The sequence below is a fragment of the Bradyrhizobium sp. 45 genome, from assembly GCF_023073155.1.
In the GTDB taxonomy this organism is placed as follows: domain Bacteria; phylum Pseudomonadota; class Alphaproteobacteria; order Rhizobiales; family Xanthobacteraceae; genus Bradyrhizobium; species Bradyrhizobium canariense_D.
Genome location: NZ_JADPIX010000143.1, coordinates 112,804 through 127,234, shown reverse-complemented (window position 1 = coordinate 127,234; position 14,431 = coordinate 112,804). Strand labels below are relative to the sequence as shown.

The 14,431-nt window shown below is 63.5% G+C and carries 15 protein-coding genes; 2 read left to right on the top strand and 13 right to left on the bottom strand.

Annotated elements, in window-relative coordinates:
* Positions 1 to 2 precede the first annotated feature (2 nt).
* The 11 genes from paaD to IVB42_RS33095 form a co-directional block, all read right to left on the bottom strand.
* Positions 3 to 506 (bottom strand): 1,2-phenylacetyl-CoA epoxidase subunit PaaD, encoded by a 504-nt coding sequence (gene paaD, locus IVB42_RS33145; protein ID WP_018457018.1) that lies wholly within the window; start codon positions 504 to 506, stop codon positions 3 to 5.
* Positions 500 to 1,270 carry a 1,2-phenylacetyl-CoA epoxidase subunit PaaC gene (paaC, locus tag IVB42_RS33140; protein WP_085352161.1) on the bottom strand — a complete coding sequence of 257 codons (771 nt, stop codon included), beginning with the start codon at positions 1,268 to 1,270 and terminating at the stop codon, positions 500 to 502. Before paaC ends, paaD begins: the two co-directional genes overlap by 7 nt.
* Entirely contained in the window at positions 1,270 to 1,557 is a 288-nt protein-coding gene (paaB, locus tag IVB42_RS33135) for a 1,2-phenylacetyl-CoA epoxidase subunit PaaB (protein ID WP_008136594.1), read from the bottom strand. Before paaB ends, paaC begins: the two co-directional genes overlap by 1 nt.
* A 10-nt stretch (positions 1,558 to 1,567) precedes the next feature.
* Positions 1,568 to 2,560: a 1,2-phenylacetyl-CoA epoxidase subunit PaaA gene (paaA, locus tag IVB42_RS33130; protein ID WP_085385947.1), complete on the bottom strand. Its 993-nt coding sequence runs from the start codon at positions 2,558 to 2,560 to the stop codon at positions 1,568 to 1,570.
* Positions 2,561 to 2,636: 76 nt separating this feature from the next.
* Entirely contained in the window at positions 2,637 to 3,503 is an 867-nt protein-coding gene (gene paaX, locus IVB42_RS33125; protein WP_247394365.1) for a phenylacetic acid degradation operon negative regulatory protein PaaX, read from the bottom strand.
* 92 nt (positions 3,504 to 3,595) lie between these two features.
* The gene (locus IVB42_RS33120; RefSeq protein ID WP_247394369.1) at positions 3,596 to 4,366 is read right to left on the bottom strand and encodes an alpha/beta hydrolase; all 771 of its coding nucleotides are present in this window, start codon (positions 4,364 to 4,366) and stop codon (positions 3,596 to 3,598) included.
* A gap of 201 nt (positions 4,367 to 4,567) precedes the next feature.
* The gene (locus tag IVB42_RS33115) at positions 4,568 to 5,854 is read right to left on the bottom strand and encodes a DUF445 domain-containing protein (RefSeq protein ID WP_018457023.1); all 1,287 of its coding nucleotides are present in this window, start codon (positions 5,852 to 5,854) and stop codon (positions 4,568 to 4,570) included.
* Between the two features lie 165 nt (positions 5,855 to 6,019).
* On the bottom strand, positions 6,020 to 6,475 hold the full coding sequence (locus IVB42_RS33110; RefSeq protein ID WP_204510614.1) for a phasin: 456 nt from the start codon (positions 6,473 to 6,475) through the stop codon (positions 6,020 to 6,022).
* A gap of 202 nt (positions 6,476 to 6,677) precedes the next feature.
* On the bottom strand, positions 6,678 to 7,271 hold the full coding sequence (locus IVB42_RS33105; protein WP_247394372.1) for a GNAT family N-acetyltransferase: 594 nt from the start codon (positions 7,269 to 7,271) through the stop codon (positions 6,678 to 6,680).
* The gene (locus IVB42_RS33100; RefSeq protein ID WP_247394374.1) at positions 7,268 to 8,350 is read right to left on the bottom strand and encodes an alpha/beta fold hydrolase; all 1,083 of its coding nucleotides are present in this window, start codon (positions 8,348 to 8,350) and stop codon (positions 7,268 to 7,270) included. The genes IVB42_RS33105 and IVB42_RS33100 overlap by 4 nt, the downstream gene beginning before the upstream one ends.
* Positions 8,347 to 8,730 carry a hypothetical protein gene (locus tag IVB42_RS33095; RefSeq protein WP_018457027.1) on the bottom strand — a complete coding sequence of 128 codons (384 nt, stop codon included), beginning with the start codon at positions 8,728 to 8,730 and terminating at the stop codon, positions 8,347 to 8,349. Before IVB42_RS33095 ends, IVB42_RS33100 begins: the two co-directional genes overlap by 4 nt.
* Positions 8,731 to 8,900: 170 nt before the next feature.
* Here IVB42_RS33095 and IVB42_RS33090 point away from each other — a divergent pair, with 170 nt between their 5' ends.
* Together IVB42_RS33090 and IVB42_RS33085 are read left to right on the top strand one after the other, a co-directional pair.
* Positions 8,901 to 9,815, top strand: a complete 915-nt coding sequence (locus IVB42_RS33090; RefSeq protein ID WP_247394634.1) for an alpha/beta hydrolase — start codon at positions 8,901 to 8,903, stop codon at positions 9,813 to 9,815.
* Between the two features lie 149 nt (positions 9,816 to 9,964).
* Entirely contained in the window at positions 9,965 to 10,429 is a 465-nt protein-coding gene (locus tag IVB42_RS33085) for a nuclear transport factor 2 family protein (RefSeq protein WP_247394379.1), read from the top strand.
* 29 nt (positions 10,430 to 10,458) lie between these two features.
* Here IVB42_RS33085 and IVB42_RS33080 read toward each other — a convergent pair whose 3' ends face one another.
* Together IVB42_RS33080 and IVB42_RS33075 are read right to left on the bottom strand one after the other, a co-directional pair.
* Positions 10,459 to 11,133: a spermidine synthase gene (locus tag IVB42_RS33080; protein WP_247394381.1), complete on the bottom strand. Its 675-nt coding sequence runs from the start codon at positions 11,131 to 11,133 to the stop codon at positions 10,459 to 10,461.
* 30 nt (positions 11,134 to 11,163) lie between these two features.
* Positions 11,164 to 14,397 (bottom strand): cytochrome P450, encoded by a 3,234-nt coding sequence (locus tag IVB42_RS33075; protein WP_247454653.1) that lies wholly within the window; start codon positions 14,395 to 14,397, stop codon positions 11,164 to 11,166.
* Positions 14,398 to 14,431 lie beyond the last annotated feature (34 nt).

The following is a 14,431-nucleotide window of genomic DNA, read 5'->3' as shown; positions in this document are numbered from 1 at the left end:
GGTCAATGACACTTGAAATAATCGAAGGGTTCGCGGCACGCCCTGCAGCGCCAGAGTGCCTTGCAGGAGGTGGAGCCGAATTCGGACAGCAGCTCGGTATTCGCCGAGCCGCATTGCGGGCACACAACGGCTTGCTCGCCGAACAGCGCGCGGCGTGAATTCGAGGCCTGCGGCGGTGCGATGCCGTAGGCATGAAGCTTCCGGCGGCCCTCTTCGCTCATCCAGTCGGTGGTCCAGGCCGGCGACAGCACGGTGCGGACCTTTGGACTGCGGAAACCGGCGCGCTCCAGCGCGACCTCGATTTCCAGCGCGATCATGTTCATGGCCGGACAGCCCGAATAGGTCGGGGTGATCGCGACCTCGACCTGATCGCCGTCGAGGACGACATCACGAAGCACCCCGAGATCGGCGATGGTCAAAACCGGGATTTCGGGATCGACCACGCTCGCCGCGGCATCCCAGGCCCGTCGGCGCAGGTCGCTATGGGGCTCCAGCACCGTCACCATGTCTGCCCCGGGAAGGTACGCTGTATCGATTGCAGCTCTGAGAGGAGATGGCCGAGATGCTCGCTGTGCCGGCCCACGCGGCCGCCCTGCTGCATCCAGTCGTTCTGCGGCAGCTTGAGCGTTGCTTCGCCGATCACATCCGAAAGTGTCGTCAGCCAACGACCCCGCAAGGTGCCTGGGTCTACGGCGATACCGGCATGGATCAAGGCGTGCTCGCCGTCGTCGACGGCAAACATCTCGCCGGTGAAAGCCCAGAGATGATCGATCGCAGCCTGCGCGCGGGCATGGCTCTCGTCGGTGCCGTCGCCGAGCCGGATCATCCACTCCGAGGAATGCCGCAAGTGATAGGCACTCTCCTTCTCCGACTTCGCGGCAATCGCAGCGAGCGTCGTATCGCGCGAGGTCATCATGGCGCGCCAGTAGAGATCGGCGAAGGCGGAATAGAAGAACTGCCGCACCAGCGTCTGGGCAAAGTCGCCGTTCGGCTGCTCGAGGAGCAGCAGATTGCGATACTGCCTGACATCGCGAAGGTAGGCGAGCTTGTCTTCGTCGTTGTCCTTGCCTTCGGCTTTGGCTGCGTAGGTGTAGAGCTCGCGGGCCTGGCCGATGAGGTCGAGCGCGATGTTGGAGAGCGCCATGTCCTCTTCCATCATCGGCGCATGCCCGCACCATTCCGACAGGCGGTGGCCGAGGATCAGCGCGTCGTCGGCGCGGCGTAATGCGTAGAGCACCAGCGGTGTTTCGGAGACCTCGATGTTCGCCATCACATGTGTCCTACTTCCTCAGGCACCTCGTAAAACGTCGGGTGGCGGTAGATCTTTGATTCCGCCGGCTCGAACATCATGCCCTTCTCGGCGGGATCGCTTGCGGTGATCGCCGTCGACGGCACCACCCAGATCGAAAGGCCCTCACCGCGACGCGTGTAGATATCGCGGGCGGCTTGCAAGGCCATCGTGGCGTCGCTCGCATGCAGCGAGCCGACATGCTTGTGCGCGAGCCCGTTGCGGCTGCGAATGAAGACTTCCCACAGCGGCGTGTTCGGCGTGGCCATCGCGATCTCCCTACTCTGCCGCTTGTGCAGTTCGACGCTGCGTGCGCTTTGCGGCATAGCTAGCTGCCGCCTCGCGCACCCAGGCGCCCTCATCGTGCGCCTTGCGGCGTGCCGCGATGCGATCCCGGTTGCATGGGCCGTTGCCGGCGAGCACCTGCTTGAACTCGGTCCAGTCGATCTCGCTGTAGCGCCAGTGCCCGTCGGCGTCCTGAATCATGCCGGGATCGGGAATGGTCAGGCCGAGATATTGCGCCTGCGGCACGGTGGCGTCGACGAACTTCTGCCGCAGCTCGTCATTGGAGAAGCGCTTGATCTTCCACTTCGTCGAGGTGTCGCTGTGCTGGCTGGTGGCATCGGGCGGGCCGAACATCATCAGCACCGGCCACCACCACCTATTCAAGGCATCCTGCGCCATCGCCTTCTGCTCGTCCGAGCCACGGCACAGCGTCAGCATGATCTCGTAGCCCTGGCGCTGGTGGAACGACTCCTCCTTGCAGACGCGGATCATCGCGCGGGCATAGGGACCGTAGGAGCAGCGGCACAGCGGGATCTGGTTCATGATCGCGGCGCCGTCGACCAGCCAGCCGATGGTGCCGATGTCGGCCCAGGTCAGCGTCGGATAATTGAAGATCGAGGAATATTTTGCCTTGCCCGCGAGCATGGCGTCGACCAGCTCTTCGCGCGAAGTGCCGAGCGTCTCGGCCGCGGCATAGAGGTAAAGCCCGTGGCCGCACTCGTCCTGCACCTTGGCGAGCAGCGCGGCCTTGCGGCGCAAGGACGGCGCTCGCGTGATCCAGTTGCCTTCGGGCAGCATGCCGACGATTTCGGAATGAGCGTGCTGGGAGATCTGGCGGGTCAGCGTCTTGCGATAAGCCGCCGGCATCCAGTCGTTCGGCTCGATGCGCTCCTCGGCATCGATGCGCGTCTGGAACTGCGCAGCGTTGGCCGCATCCTCGAGGCCGCGATCATCGGTCTCGGCCGTGTTCAGCGCCTGGGTATACATGCGCATCCTCCCATTTTATTGAGGGGCAATATATAACAAGAATCAGATCACGCAAGATATTTCTGTAACATAACAATCAAGTCTCGAATCTCCTCTCCAGGAGTTTCCGCGCCGGCGGCAATGGCCCCTTTTCATTGGTCCCATGACCATCAAGCCATTGTTCCGATGGGACAAGCAGCGCGCGATAGATGTCGCCGCACAACGCACGGGCGGCCTTGCCTGGCCAGTTCGCCGGAAGCAGGCTTTCGGGCAGCAGCGGATCGCGCAGCACGACTCGGCGATAATGGTGGATCAGGAGGATGCGCGCCGTGAAGGCGTCGGCCTCGGACAAGTCGCTGCCGCGCGCGATCGCGGCGCGCAGCGGCTCGAACGTCTTCATGAACTTGAGATAGGCGTCCGCGGTGCGATCCAGCGGCCAGCTCGCACTGAGCAGCCGGCGACCACTGTCATCCTCGGCCGAGACCTCCAGACGGATGGCGCCCGCGGCCTCGCCGGGCACTGGCACGCCTGACGGGGCGACCCACACGCCCGGCAGCGGGCTGCCGAAGCCGGCATTGCGGAGCGCCTCGCGCGAGGCATCGCGATCCTCCCCATTGCCGATCAGAAGCAGCTCGAAGCGCCCGGTCCAGTCGGACGGCGGCGGATCGTAGATATGCCGCGTCGCGGCCTCGAAGATCTGGCGGCCCTTGTCGGCCAAGCGGTAAAAACTATTGCGGCCGACCTTTTCGCGCGTCAGCCAGCCATCGGCAGCAAGCCGCGACATCGCGGTACGCACCACGCCGCTGTCGATGTCCAGGGTCTCGAAGAATTCCAGCAGCGTGCCGAGCCATACCGAACCGCCACGCGGCACGATGGCATCACCGAATACCGTGATGACGATAGAGCCGGTGCGCGACGGCTCGCGCTTGAGCTGATCGATGATGCGGGACAACGGATGCGCCATGCGCGAGGCATAGCGCGTTTGGTGCGGGCACGACAATGGACGGGTGCGACGCTCTTCTCCCTTGCCCCGTTCTTACGGAGAGAGGCAAAGAATTACCGATGCGGATCGGGATAGACCACGCTGCGCCAGCCGCTGCGGTCGAAGGGCCGCCAGCTGCCTTCCTTCTGCGCAAGGCGATCAGCCACCGCGAAGACGGCGGCGGGATGATGGCCCATGCCGCAATGGCTGCTCTCGATTTCGATGCTCTCGGTCTGTGCGCCCGTCTTCTCCACGCAGCCCTGCCAGGCGCAGACGCCGTCGGTGCGGCTGAAGATCGCCGTGGTCGGCACCGGCGGCGGAACGGCGAGATCGCCACCGAACTGCGGATCGACCTCGTTGGACTTCCGCCCGCTCGCCCATTCATAGACGCGCCAGGCATTGGTCGAATGCGGATCGCCGGCAAAGGGGCTGCCGAGCGTGATCACCTGGCGTACGCGGTTGGGCATCATCTTGGCGAGCTGGCGCGCATAGAGACCGCCGAGGCTCCAGCCGACCAGGCTGATCTTGCGGCCGTGCCTGTCGCTGAGCTCCTGAACCAGATCCACCATCGCGTGCTGCACGCCCTCGCGCAGGCCATAGTTGCGGCCCTGGCGCCAGCCGCTCACCGCATAGCCCTTGCCGGACAGAAAGGTGCGCAGTGCACGCGTGGACCCGTCGGAGGCCACGAGGCCCGGCAGAACCAGCACCGGATGCCCATCGCCGCGCGGCGCGAGGCTGAGCAGCGGCAGCGCGCCGAGGAAGGCGCCGAACTCGTGGATCGCTCGCCCTTCCAGGAACATCAGGGTGCGAGACGGCGGGCTCAGCGTCTGGGCAGTAGCGGTCATCCATGGTCCCCTTGGGAAAATTGCTGAAAAGGCCACCGGTTGTTTGCCGGCAAATGGGTATGGGATTCCAACACGCCGGCTTCTTGATCGTTCCGCAACGCAACATGAATCAGCTAGGCAGCGGGTTCCCGACATTCAAGCGGGAGACACCCCGGGCCACAATAGGCCCGCGCGTTAATGCTGACGTCCGTGACGCAAAAGTCACAACAATCGAAGCAGGAATTCTACGGAGTAAAGCGCAAGACCCGCCAGCCCGCCGATCAGCGAGCCGTTGAAGCGGATGTATTGCAGGTCGCGGCCAATGTTGATTTCGATCAGCGAAATCAGCTGCGCCATATCCCACGATTTGACCTGGTCGGAGATGAAGGTCGAGACGCCGCTCTTCTGGTCCGCGACGAAACTGCGCAGCACCGCGACCAGCCCCTTGTTGATCTCGCCGCGCAGCTCGGCATCGCCCGCAAGCGCTTCGCCCGCCGCGACACACATGCCCGCGAGATGATGCTGCAGCACCTGCGTCTCGCCGCTTGCACTACGTTCGATGAAGGACCGCGTATTGGCCCAGACGGTGCGGGCGAGATCGGCAAGCTCGGGACGCGCGAGCAGATCGCGCTTCAAGCCGTCGATGCGGTCGATATAGGCCTGGTCGGTGCCGAGCCGGTCGACGAAGCTCAGCACCATGCGATCGAACTCGCCGCGAAAAGGATGTTTGGGATCGCTGCGCACTTCATTGAAGAACGCGGTGGCGGAGGCCACGATCTTGTTCACCAGAAACTTGTCGGCGCGATAGAGCCTGAGCAAGGTTGGCAATTCCGCGCGCACCTTCTCGCGGATGATCGCCATCGTCTCGGTCTGGTTCAGCGTCTCGTGCATCACGCGCAGAAGATCGTCGAACAGGATCTGGTGCCGCCCTTCCGCGACGAAGCCGCGCAACGTGCCGGCCGCGAGCGGCGCCAGATCGACGGCCTGGAGCTGCGAGGACATGCGGCGGATGATGAAGGTCATCAGACCGGAGCTCTCGGTCGCGGAGACAGCCTCCGGCAGCAGGCGCAGCGCAAAGCGCGCGAGGTCATCGCTGCGCTTGCGATCGCGCAGCCAGTCGGCGACGAAGGAGCCGAAATCGATCTCCTTCAGCTTGGCCTCGACGGGAGCGGCCTCGAGGAAATGCACCTGGATGAACTCGCCGAGCTTGTCGGCGATACGGGCCTGGTTGCTCTGGATGATCGCGGTGTGTGGGATCGGCAGGCCGAGTGGACGCTTGAACAGCGCGACCACCGCATACCAGTCGGCGAGCCCGCCGATGGTCGCGGCTTCGGCGAAGGCCGCGATGAATCCGAACACGGGATGTACGGGCAGCAGCCATTTCGCAACGACGAACAGGACAAGCGTCGAGCCCAGCACCAGCGTCGCCAGCGCTTTCACGCGGCGCAATTCGGCTGCGCGTTCGGCATCGCCGGGAGTGTCGAAAGAGAAGGCGCCTGATGGAGTCATCACAGCATCACCCTATCCGTCATTGCGAACGAAGCGAAGCAATCCAGAGTCTTTCCAAGGAGGCAGACTGGATTGCTTCGCTTCGCTCGCAATGACAGCTACGGCGGAATAACAAAAGGCCCGCCGAAGCGGGCCTCAAATTCAGTTTTTACTCAGGGGGCCGTATCAGGCGGTCTTGTTGTAGACCTTGGCAAAATTGTCCTGAGCGGACTTCGCACCGTTAGCGGCGAGCTTGCCGAAATAGTCGGTGGTCGCCTTGGCGCGCGAGACGAACGCTTCGCCGCGGGCGCGGAGCAGGCCGGACTGGATCTCGACAGCTTCGCTGAACGACTTGGCGGACGCGAGCTTGTCGATGCCCGCGAAGAATGCCTCGGCGTCCTCGTAGATCGCCTGCTGGATGTTGCGGCTGATCTTGCCGGCTTCGGTGACGGTCTCGGTCACCGCGTTTTCGACGGCGGCGGTCACGCGCTCGGAGCCAGCGAACACCTCGGCAGCACGATCCTTGGCAGTGTTGGCGGACTTCTTGACGAACTCGCGGGCGGCCTCGGGAACTTCCAGGTTCTGGATGTTCTTGAACGCGTCCTTGAAGCCTTCGAAAGCGGTGTTGGTTTCGGTGGTCATTGGGGGTCTCTCCATCCTCATTGGTTGAGCTATGGGCTCACCCCGTCCGGTTTTGGCCCGGGGCACGGCTTATATGCCATAGTTAATTGTGCGATGCAATATCCATATTGCAGTGCGATATCACGAAACCGTGAATAGCCATGTTGAGAGGGATCTGGCGCCTCCCTGACCATCCGGGTTCCCGAACACCGTCCAGCGGTTCTCAATGCTGGGCGGCGCCAAGCAGCCCATAGGCCTCCATCTGGGCCTGGACCTGCGCGATGTTGTGCCCGAGCACCACGATATCGTGGGTCTTGCCGTCGACGTCGCGAACATGGTCGCGCAGCAGTGCCTCGGCCTTGAAGCCAAGGCTCTCGAACAGCGTGATCGCCGCCTGCTGATCGACCGTCATTTGGACCGAGAGCTTCTCGAGGCCGGCCCCGAGCGCGAGGGCGAAGGTCTCCTGCGACAGCGTCCTTCCCACCCCCTTCCCGCGCACGTCGAGCGAAACCACCATTCGGATCTCGCCGACATGAGGCGACCAGGAGTGCGGATCGCGCACCAGCGTGCCGCAGCCGACGACCGTGCCGTCCCTGACCGCGAGCAGGCTCGTGATCGCGCCGCGCGCGATCTCCTTGACCCAGGCGGAGAGCACCTTCGGCTCACTGATGTTGCGCGGCAGGAACAACAGGTCGTGGGTCGGCAGGCCCTTGCCGAAGGCGAGCACCGCGGCTTCGTCCGCCGGGGACATCAGGCGGATCTCGATATCGCCCGCGTCCGTCTTCACATGGCGCGGATAGGAACGCTGCTCACTCATGTCGATCTCTTCCCCAGCCAGGAATCCAGTTTCGGCCACAGCCGCTTCACCGCATTGGCGCCGGCGACCAGCGAGACGTGACCGCCCTTCAGCATCACCTCCTCCTTGTCCTCCGATCCGATCTTGGCGATCAGGTGCTTTGCCGCCTCATACGGCACGATGTGGTCATGCTCGGCGACCGCATGCAGGAACGGCACCTTGATGTCCTCGAGCTTCGCCGCACGGCCGCCGACCGACATGGTGTCGTTGAACAGCTTGTTGTCCCACATCAGGTCCTTGGTGATGGTGCGGAAATATTCGCCGGCCAGCGGCAGCGTGTCGGTCGCCCAGCGGTCGAACATCCGGTAGGATTTGACGAACTCGTCGTTCCAGATGTTTTCCCAGAGCTGGATCTGGCTGACGGTGCGGGAGGCCGGGCGCAGCATCTCGAACGACGACAGGATCATCTCGGGCGGCACGTTGCCGACGCTGTCGACGAGGCGATCGACGTCGAAATAGCGACGGTCGGAGAAGTTCGAGAACAGCTTCATCTCGCGAAAGTCGATCGGCGTGGTGAAGCAGATCAAATTCTTCATCGGCCCATCCTTGTGGATCGAGCCGTAGAGCAGCGACAGCACGCCGCCGAAGCAATAGCCGATGACGGAGACGTCCTGTTCGCCGGAATCCTGCTGCACGCGGCGGATGCAGTCCGGGATGAAGTCGAGGACATAATCCTCCATGCGGAGGCTCTTCTCCTCCGGCCGTGGCGCGCTCCAGTCGAGCATGTAGACGTCGTAGCCGCGCTTCAACAGGAACTCGATGAAACTCTGGCCGGGCACGAGGTCGAGAATGTAACCGCGATTGGTGGTCGCCATCACGATCAAAATCGGAATTCGATAGATCTCGTCGGACATCGGTCGATAGTGGTAGAGGCTCATCGTGCCGCGTGAATGCAGCATGTCCTTCGGCGTCGACCCGAGCGTGGGGCCGGACGTCGAGAAATATTCGACGCCCTTGATGCTTCTCTGGATGGCGCGTTGCACCTCGGACTGGATGCGCTCCGGGATCCCTGCGAAGTCTAATCCGGCGGGTGCATTCATGTCTTCTCTCCGCCTTCAGACGGCGGGCGCTTGGTGCGCGGCGGGCGCAATGCAGTATCGGAGCCCTGAGAAATTCCGGAACTTGCCGCCATCTGGCTCAGCATCGACTTGATCTCACCGATCTGTCCTTCGATGGACTGTAGCCGTTCCGCAAGGCCGGTGACCTGGTCCCGGCTCGGCAGATTCATGGAGACCAGATATTTCTCCATGAGGTCGCCGAGCTGCTTCTGAGCACCTGCAGCAACGCCGCCGGCCCGGTTCACGGCTTGCGAAAACTCGGGCGACGACATGGCCTGATTGGCGAAGGAGTTGAACCCCTTCTCCATCTCGCCAACCATCTTCTGCCACATGGCAATGGGGTCGTTGCTTTTGTCGGTCATCGGCGTCCTCCTGAAAGCGAGAGCTTCGATGCCCTTCCTTTTTCGCCATACCACACCGTTGCGCGGTGCCGGTCAACCGGCAAGCAGCGGGTCCGGTGTCGCGGACGCGGCTTCATTGCGAGGGGAAACCGTGCGATACAGCATTAATCAAAAGCCGAGGGAACGCACCCGTGAACGCCTATCATCCGCCGCAAACCGTCCACGCCAACGGCATCGACATCTGTTACGAGACTTTCGGCAACGACAGTGCCGAGCCGCTGCTTCTGATCATGGGGTTAGGCGCCCAGATGATCCACTGGGACGATGCGTTCTGTGAGCAGCTCGCCGCGCACGGCTTTCGCGTCATCCGGTTCGACAATCGCGACATCGGCAAGTCGAGCCATCTCACAGGCGGCAAGCGTCTGACGCCGCTCGAGCTGTTGAAGCTCCGATTCCTCAGGATTCCCGTGGCCGCAACCTACAAGCTGATCGACATGGCAAAAGACACTATCGGGCTGATGGATGCGCTCGGCATCAAGTCGGCGCACCTGGTCGGGGCGTCCATGGGCGGCATGATTGCGCAGGAAGTGACGTTGTCGTTTCCCGAGCGGGTGCGCTCGCTCACCTCGATCATGTCGACGACCGGCAATCCGCGCCTGCCGCCCCCGACACGCGAGGCCGCCGCGATGCTGATGGCGCCGCCGCCGCGCAGCAAGGAGGAGTTCATCGTCCGCTACGGCCAGACCTGGAACGTGTTGCGGGCCGGGTCCTTCCCGGAGGAAGAGGCGCTCGATCCCGGTCGTGCCGAGCGCGTGTTCGCGCGCGGGCTCAATCCGGCCGGTGTCGGCCGGCAGCTCCGCGCGGTGCTCGCCTCGGGTAGCCGCAAGGAGCGGCTGCATGGCGTCAAGACGCCGACACTCGTCATCCACGGCACCGTCGATCCGCTGGTCCGCCCCGAGGGCGGCAGGGACACGGCAGAGTCAATTCCGGGGGCCAAGCTGCTGATGATCGACGGCATGGGCCACGCGCTGCCGATGCGGTTCTGGCCGGACATCATCGACGCCATCGCCAAGCACGCCCATGGCGCGGAGGTGCAGGCGGCGTAGATTGACCGACGCAGACAGTCTCCTCACGGTGACCATGTGAGCTGCCGGTTACTCTCTTAACGCGTGCCGGTGCGAAAGCTATACAGGCCTCCTTCAATCGCCGAGAACCTCAATCGCCAACAAAGAGGCCGCGGCCTCTCGGAGTTCACATGCATCTCATCGTCCGGTCGGCCGCAATCGTCGCTGCTTCAGTCCTCACGCTGTCCCTCGCCAGCGGCGCCGCGATGGCGGGTGGCGCGCAAGAAGAAGCCAATCGCAAAACTGTGCTTGCGTTCTACGAGAAGGGGCTCAACCAAAAGGACGCCGATGCAGCCCTCGCCCACATCGGCGACCGCTACGTCCAGCACAATCCAAACGCAGCCGATGGCCCGGACGGCTTCCGAAAGTTCATTGGCTTCCTGCGCGAGAAATTCCCGAACTCGCACAGCGAGATCAAGCGCAGCTTCGTGGATGGCGACTACGTCATCCTGCACGTTCACGCGGTTCGCGAGCCCGGCAGCAGGGGCAATGCGATCGTCGACATCTTCAAGCTGGAGAACGGCAAGGTTGTCGAACACTGGGACGTCGTGCAACCGATCCCGGAAAATCCGGCGAACAACAACACGATGTTCTGACGGATCGAACCGGTTGCTGGGCAGGCGGCCTAGCTCTTCCTCGCCAGCCAGATCACGTGACGTGCGCCACCGCCTCTTCCGGTGGCGCGGATATTGACTTCGTTGACTTCGAATCCGGCGCTCCCGAGCCGCTTGGTGAAGGCCGGGTTGGGCCCCGAGGACCAGACCGCGAGCACGCCGCCCGTCCGCAGCGCCGTCTTCGCCGCCTTCAACCCGCTCGCATTGTAGAGCGCATCATTGCCCTTCCGGGTCAGCCCTTCCGGCCCGTTATCGACGTCGAGGAGGATGGCATCGAATGCCGACCGCTGCGCCCGGATGATTTCGCCAACGTCGGTTTCCCGAATGCTCACCCTGACGTCATCGAGACTGTCGCCGAACACCTGCGCCATCGGACCCCGCGCCCAGGCGACCACCGCCGGCACGAGCTCGCAAACCACGATCTTCGCCTTGCTTCCGAGCACGGTCAGCGCAGCACGCAGCGTAAAACCCATGCCCAGGCCCCCGATGAGGACGACAGGTTTTGCGACCGTCTCGATCTGCTTCGCCGCGAGCGTGGCGAGCGCGGCCTCGGAGCCCGACAGGCGGTTGTTCATCAGCTCGTCGGTGCCGAGCTTGATGGAGAACTCCTTGCCTCGCCGCATCAGGCGAAGCTCTTCATCGGAGCCGGGGATTTTGGCGGTATCGATCTTTTCCCAGGGAATCATGCGAGAGCTTTAGCACGTCCGGCTGCCGGGTTATCCACCCGCCCATACGTCCAGCACATACCGGTTCTTTGCACCCATCTCCTCGATCCAGCGGGCAGCCGTGGCGGCATCGCTGCCGCTCTTCTCGCGATGGATCGCGACCAGCGCCGCCTTCACGTCGGGCTCCATCTTGCTGCCGTCGCCACAGACATAGACGATCGCGCCCTGCTCGATCAGCGGCCAGATCTTGTCCTTCTGCGCAGCGAGGACGTGCTGCACGTAGGTCTTTGGCCCCTCCGCGCGCGAGAACGCCGTGAACAGCTCGGTGATGCCGCTCCCCGCCAGCGCCTTCAGCTCGTCCGCGTAGAGAAAATCCTGACCGGGATGACGGCAGCCGAAAAACAGCATGGCCGGGCCGAGCGCGGCGCCGTTGGCCTTGCGCGCGGCGCGCTCCTGGAGGAAGCCGCGGAACGGCGCCAGTCCCGTGCCCGGGCCTATCATGACGATCGGCACGGATGGATCGTCCGGGAGCCGGAAGCCGGCCTTGGTCTCACGCACGATTGCATGGATAACGTCGCCCGCGCGTCGATTGGCGAGATAATTCGAGCAGATACCCTTGTACGTGCCGCGGCCGGAGGCGGCCGGTCCTTCAACCACGCCGACCGTGACGCTGCAACGAACCGGGTCGACCGACGGCGAAGACGAGATCGAGTAATAGCGCGGCGCCAGCAGGGAGAGCATTTCCAGATAGACGTGGAACGGCAATTCACAGGCCGGATATTCGAGCAGCAGATCGAACACCGATTTTCGCCTCGCCAGAATCTCGGTGCGATAACGCTCGAGTGTTTCAGCCTCCTCGCCAACGAAGGCCAGCAGTTTTGGTTTCGTGACCGGACAACGCGTATGCTCGGTAATGATCTGAATCTGCTTCCGTGTCGCCACTTGCTGGAGCTCGACGAACTCGCTGAGCAGGCGGCCCACTGACACGGCATCGCCGACCGGCAATTGCGCGCGGCGGCCTTCGGCGACCTGAAGCCTGATCTGGTCGGCCGGCAGGAAGCCGAAGCGACGGGCAACCGAATCCACCAGCGTCGGATCGTTGCGCGGGACCACACTCAGATGATCGCCGACGCGGTACGTGATGTTGGACGGCAGCTGCACCTCGATGTGGCGCGTCGAGCGCTCCGACGGATTGGAACCGGCCTTGTTCTGAAGCTCGTCATTGACCAGCACCTTCATGGCCACCGCGCCGCCCTGGGCGACGATGGTGTTGACGGCGGTCACCGCGACCGGCTCGATCGCGTAGAGCGGATCATCCTCCGCGGTACGGGTGAAATTCCAGTCGATGCCGAATTCCTTGGTCGCGACCTGGGCGGCCGCCGGGAACCATTTCTGAAACTGGCCGTCGAGATCGCTGCGCGCATCGCCTTCGCCACGCGGATAGACCGCGCGCGCACCATGCGCCGATAATTGTTCATCGATGAAGCGCGGTACCGATTGATAGGTCGCGGCCCAGTCGCTGTTGCCGCAGCCGAACACGGCGTAGCGCACATCGGCAAACGCATCCTTCGGCAGCTCGTCGCCGAGCCATTTGACAAATTGTGTCGCATTGTCCGGCGGCGCGCCGTTATAGGAGGCGCAGATGATCAGGACGCCGCCCTCCCGCGGCAGCTTGCCGACGTAATCGTCGAGCGGCCCCAAATGCACGGCAAAGCCGTTGATCTCGGCAAGGTCGGCCATCCGCGTCGCCAGCTCTTCGGCGGTGCCGAGATTGGAGCCGTAAAGTACGAGCATCGGCGTGTTGTGGCCGGGGCGCGCGGTGGGCTGGCGCGGTGCCTTCGGCGCCGACGACACCGCTACAGGTCCACCATAGGCGCCGCGCTCGCGATCGGCGCGCGGACGGACCTTGATCTTGAAGCCTTCCGGCTTCATCGTGAGCGTTTCCTTCAGATGCATCTGGTAGCGCTGGTGGTCGACCAGCTTGAAGCGCTGGAGGATCATGCCGAGCGCGAGCGCGGCCTCGTGCATGGCGAAGCCGCGGCCGATGCAGGCGCGCTGGCCGTTGCCGAACGGCTTCCAGGCATTGATCGGCCGTTTGGCTTCCGCCTCCCGGCTGAAATTCTCCGGATCGAACGCATCCGGGTTGGGACCCCAGACAGAGGGATCGCGATGCAGCGCGGTCACCAGGATGGTGGTGAACGTGCCCTTCCTGAGCTTGTACTTGCCGCCGCCGATAGCCTCGTCGTTCAGTGGGGAGATGCCATAGGCCGGCGCCGGCGGCCATAGCCGCAGCGCCTCCTTGAGGATCTGCGTGATATAAGTGAGCTGCGTGACCTGTTGATAGGTCGGACGCACGTCGACATTGGGACCGAGGACGCGGTCGACCTCGTCATAGGCTTTTTTGAGAATGTCGGGGTGCTTGAGCAACGCATAGAGCGCGCAGGACAACAGGCCGCTGGTGGTCTCGTGGCCTGCGATCAGGAACGTGTTGATCTGGTAGCGGATGTTGACGTCGTCGAGCTGCTCGCCGGTCGAGCGATCGACGCCCGTCATCATCGCCGCAAGCATATCCTTCTTGTCGTCGGTCGCCTCGCCTCCCTTGCGGCGCTCCGCAATGATCTCGTCGACCATCCTGTTCATGAAGTCGACATCTTCAGCCATGGTCTTGCGCCGCTTCTGCATCCAGAGCTGCTCGAACGGCAGGCCGCGCGTCATCATGATGGTTTCGAGCGAGCGCACCAGCGACTCGACGAAGGGGTGGTAATCGCGCCGGTAGAACGAATTGAAGCGGTAGTCGAAGCCGCACAGGCCGATGGTATCCAGCGTCAGCGCCGTCATGTCGTGGACGACGTCGATCTCGTCGTCGGCGTTGAGCCGTTCCCATTTGCCCACGAGCTGCTCCGCGATGTCGACCATGCTCGGGTGATAGGACTGCATGGCGCGGTTGCCGAAAGGCTGGAGCAGGATGTTGTGCGCCTTGCTCCAGTTCGGCTCCCTGGTGTCGGCCGTGAACAAGCCGTCGCCGCCGACCGCGCGCACCCGCCGCAGGGCACCGCGCACCGTCTTGTCGAAACGCTTCTCGTCGGAGAGCTCGTCGACGAGATCGTGGCCGGAGACGACCACGATCGGCGAGCCCATCATGTCGAGCCAGAAGATCGGCCCCAGCTCCTTGGCAAGCCGGGTCAGATGCTGCACCGGTGCGGCCGAATCCAGCGACAGCATGTTGCCGACCACCGGCTTGGTCGGCGGCTGCGGGATCGGGTCCAGACGGTTCTTCGATGACATTAAAAGTGCTTCCCCTGCCTCGGTATTCAACGCC

What these genes read in the sequence shown, in the direction of transcription:
- paaD (WP_018457018.1), bottom strand. Translation starts at nt 506, where the DNA reads ATGGTGACGGTGCTGGAGCCCCATAGCGACCTGCGCCGACGGGCCTGG.
- paaC (WP_085352161.1), bottom strand. Translation starts at nt 1,270, where the DNA reads ATGGCGAACATCGAGGTCTCCGAAACACCGCTGGTGCTCTACGCATTA.
- paaB (WP_008136594.1), bottom strand. Translation starts at nt 1,557, where the DNA reads ATGGCCACGCCGAACACGCCGCTGTGGGAAGTCTTCATTCGCAGCCGC.
- paaA (WP_085385947.1), bottom strand. Translation starts at nt 2,560, where the DNA reads ATGTATACCCAGGCGCTGAACACGGCCGAGACCGATGATCGCGGCCTC.
- paaX (WP_247394365.1), bottom strand. Translation starts at nt 3,503, where the DNA reads ATGGCGCATCCGTTGTCCCGCATCATCGATCAGCTCAAGCGCGAGCCG.
- IVB42_RS33120 (WP_247394369.1), bottom strand. Translation starts at nt 4,366, where the DNA reads ATGACCGCTACTGCCCAGACGCTGAGCCCGCCGTCTCGCACCCTGATG.
- IVB42_RS33115 (WP_018457023.1), bottom strand. Translation starts at nt 5,854, where the DNA reads ATGACTCCATCAGGCGCCTTCTCTTTCGACACTCCCGGCGATGCCGAA.
- IVB42_RS33110 (WP_204510614.1), bottom strand. Translation starts at nt 6,475, where the DNA reads ATGACCACCGAAACCAACACCGCTTTCGAAGGCTTCAAGGACGCGTTC.
- IVB42_RS33105 (WP_247394372.1), bottom strand. Translation starts at nt 7,271, where the DNA reads ATGAGTGAGCAGCGTTCCTATCCGCGCCATGTGAAGACGGACGCGGGC.
- IVB42_RS33100 (WP_247394374.1), bottom strand. Translation starts at nt 8,350, where the DNA reads ATGAATGCACCCGCCGGATTAGACTTCGCAGGGATCCCGGAGCGCATC.
- IVB42_RS33095 (WP_018457027.1), bottom strand. Translation starts at nt 8,730, where the DNA reads ATGACCGACAAAAGCAACGACCCCATTGCCATGTGGCAGAAGATGGTT.
- IVB42_RS33085 (WP_247394379.1), top strand. Translation starts at nt 9,965, where the DNA reads ATGCATCTCATCGTCCGGTCGGCCGCAATCGTCGCTGCTTCAGTCCTC.
- IVB42_RS33080 (WP_247394381.1), bottom strand. Translation starts at nt 11,133, where the DNA reads ATGATTCCCTGGGAAAAGATCGATACCGCCAAAATCCCCGGCTCCGAT.
- IVB42_RS33075 (WP_247454653.1), bottom strand. Translation starts at nt 14,397, where the DNA reads ATGTCATCGAAGAACCGTCTGGACCCGATCCCGCAGCCGCCGACCAAG.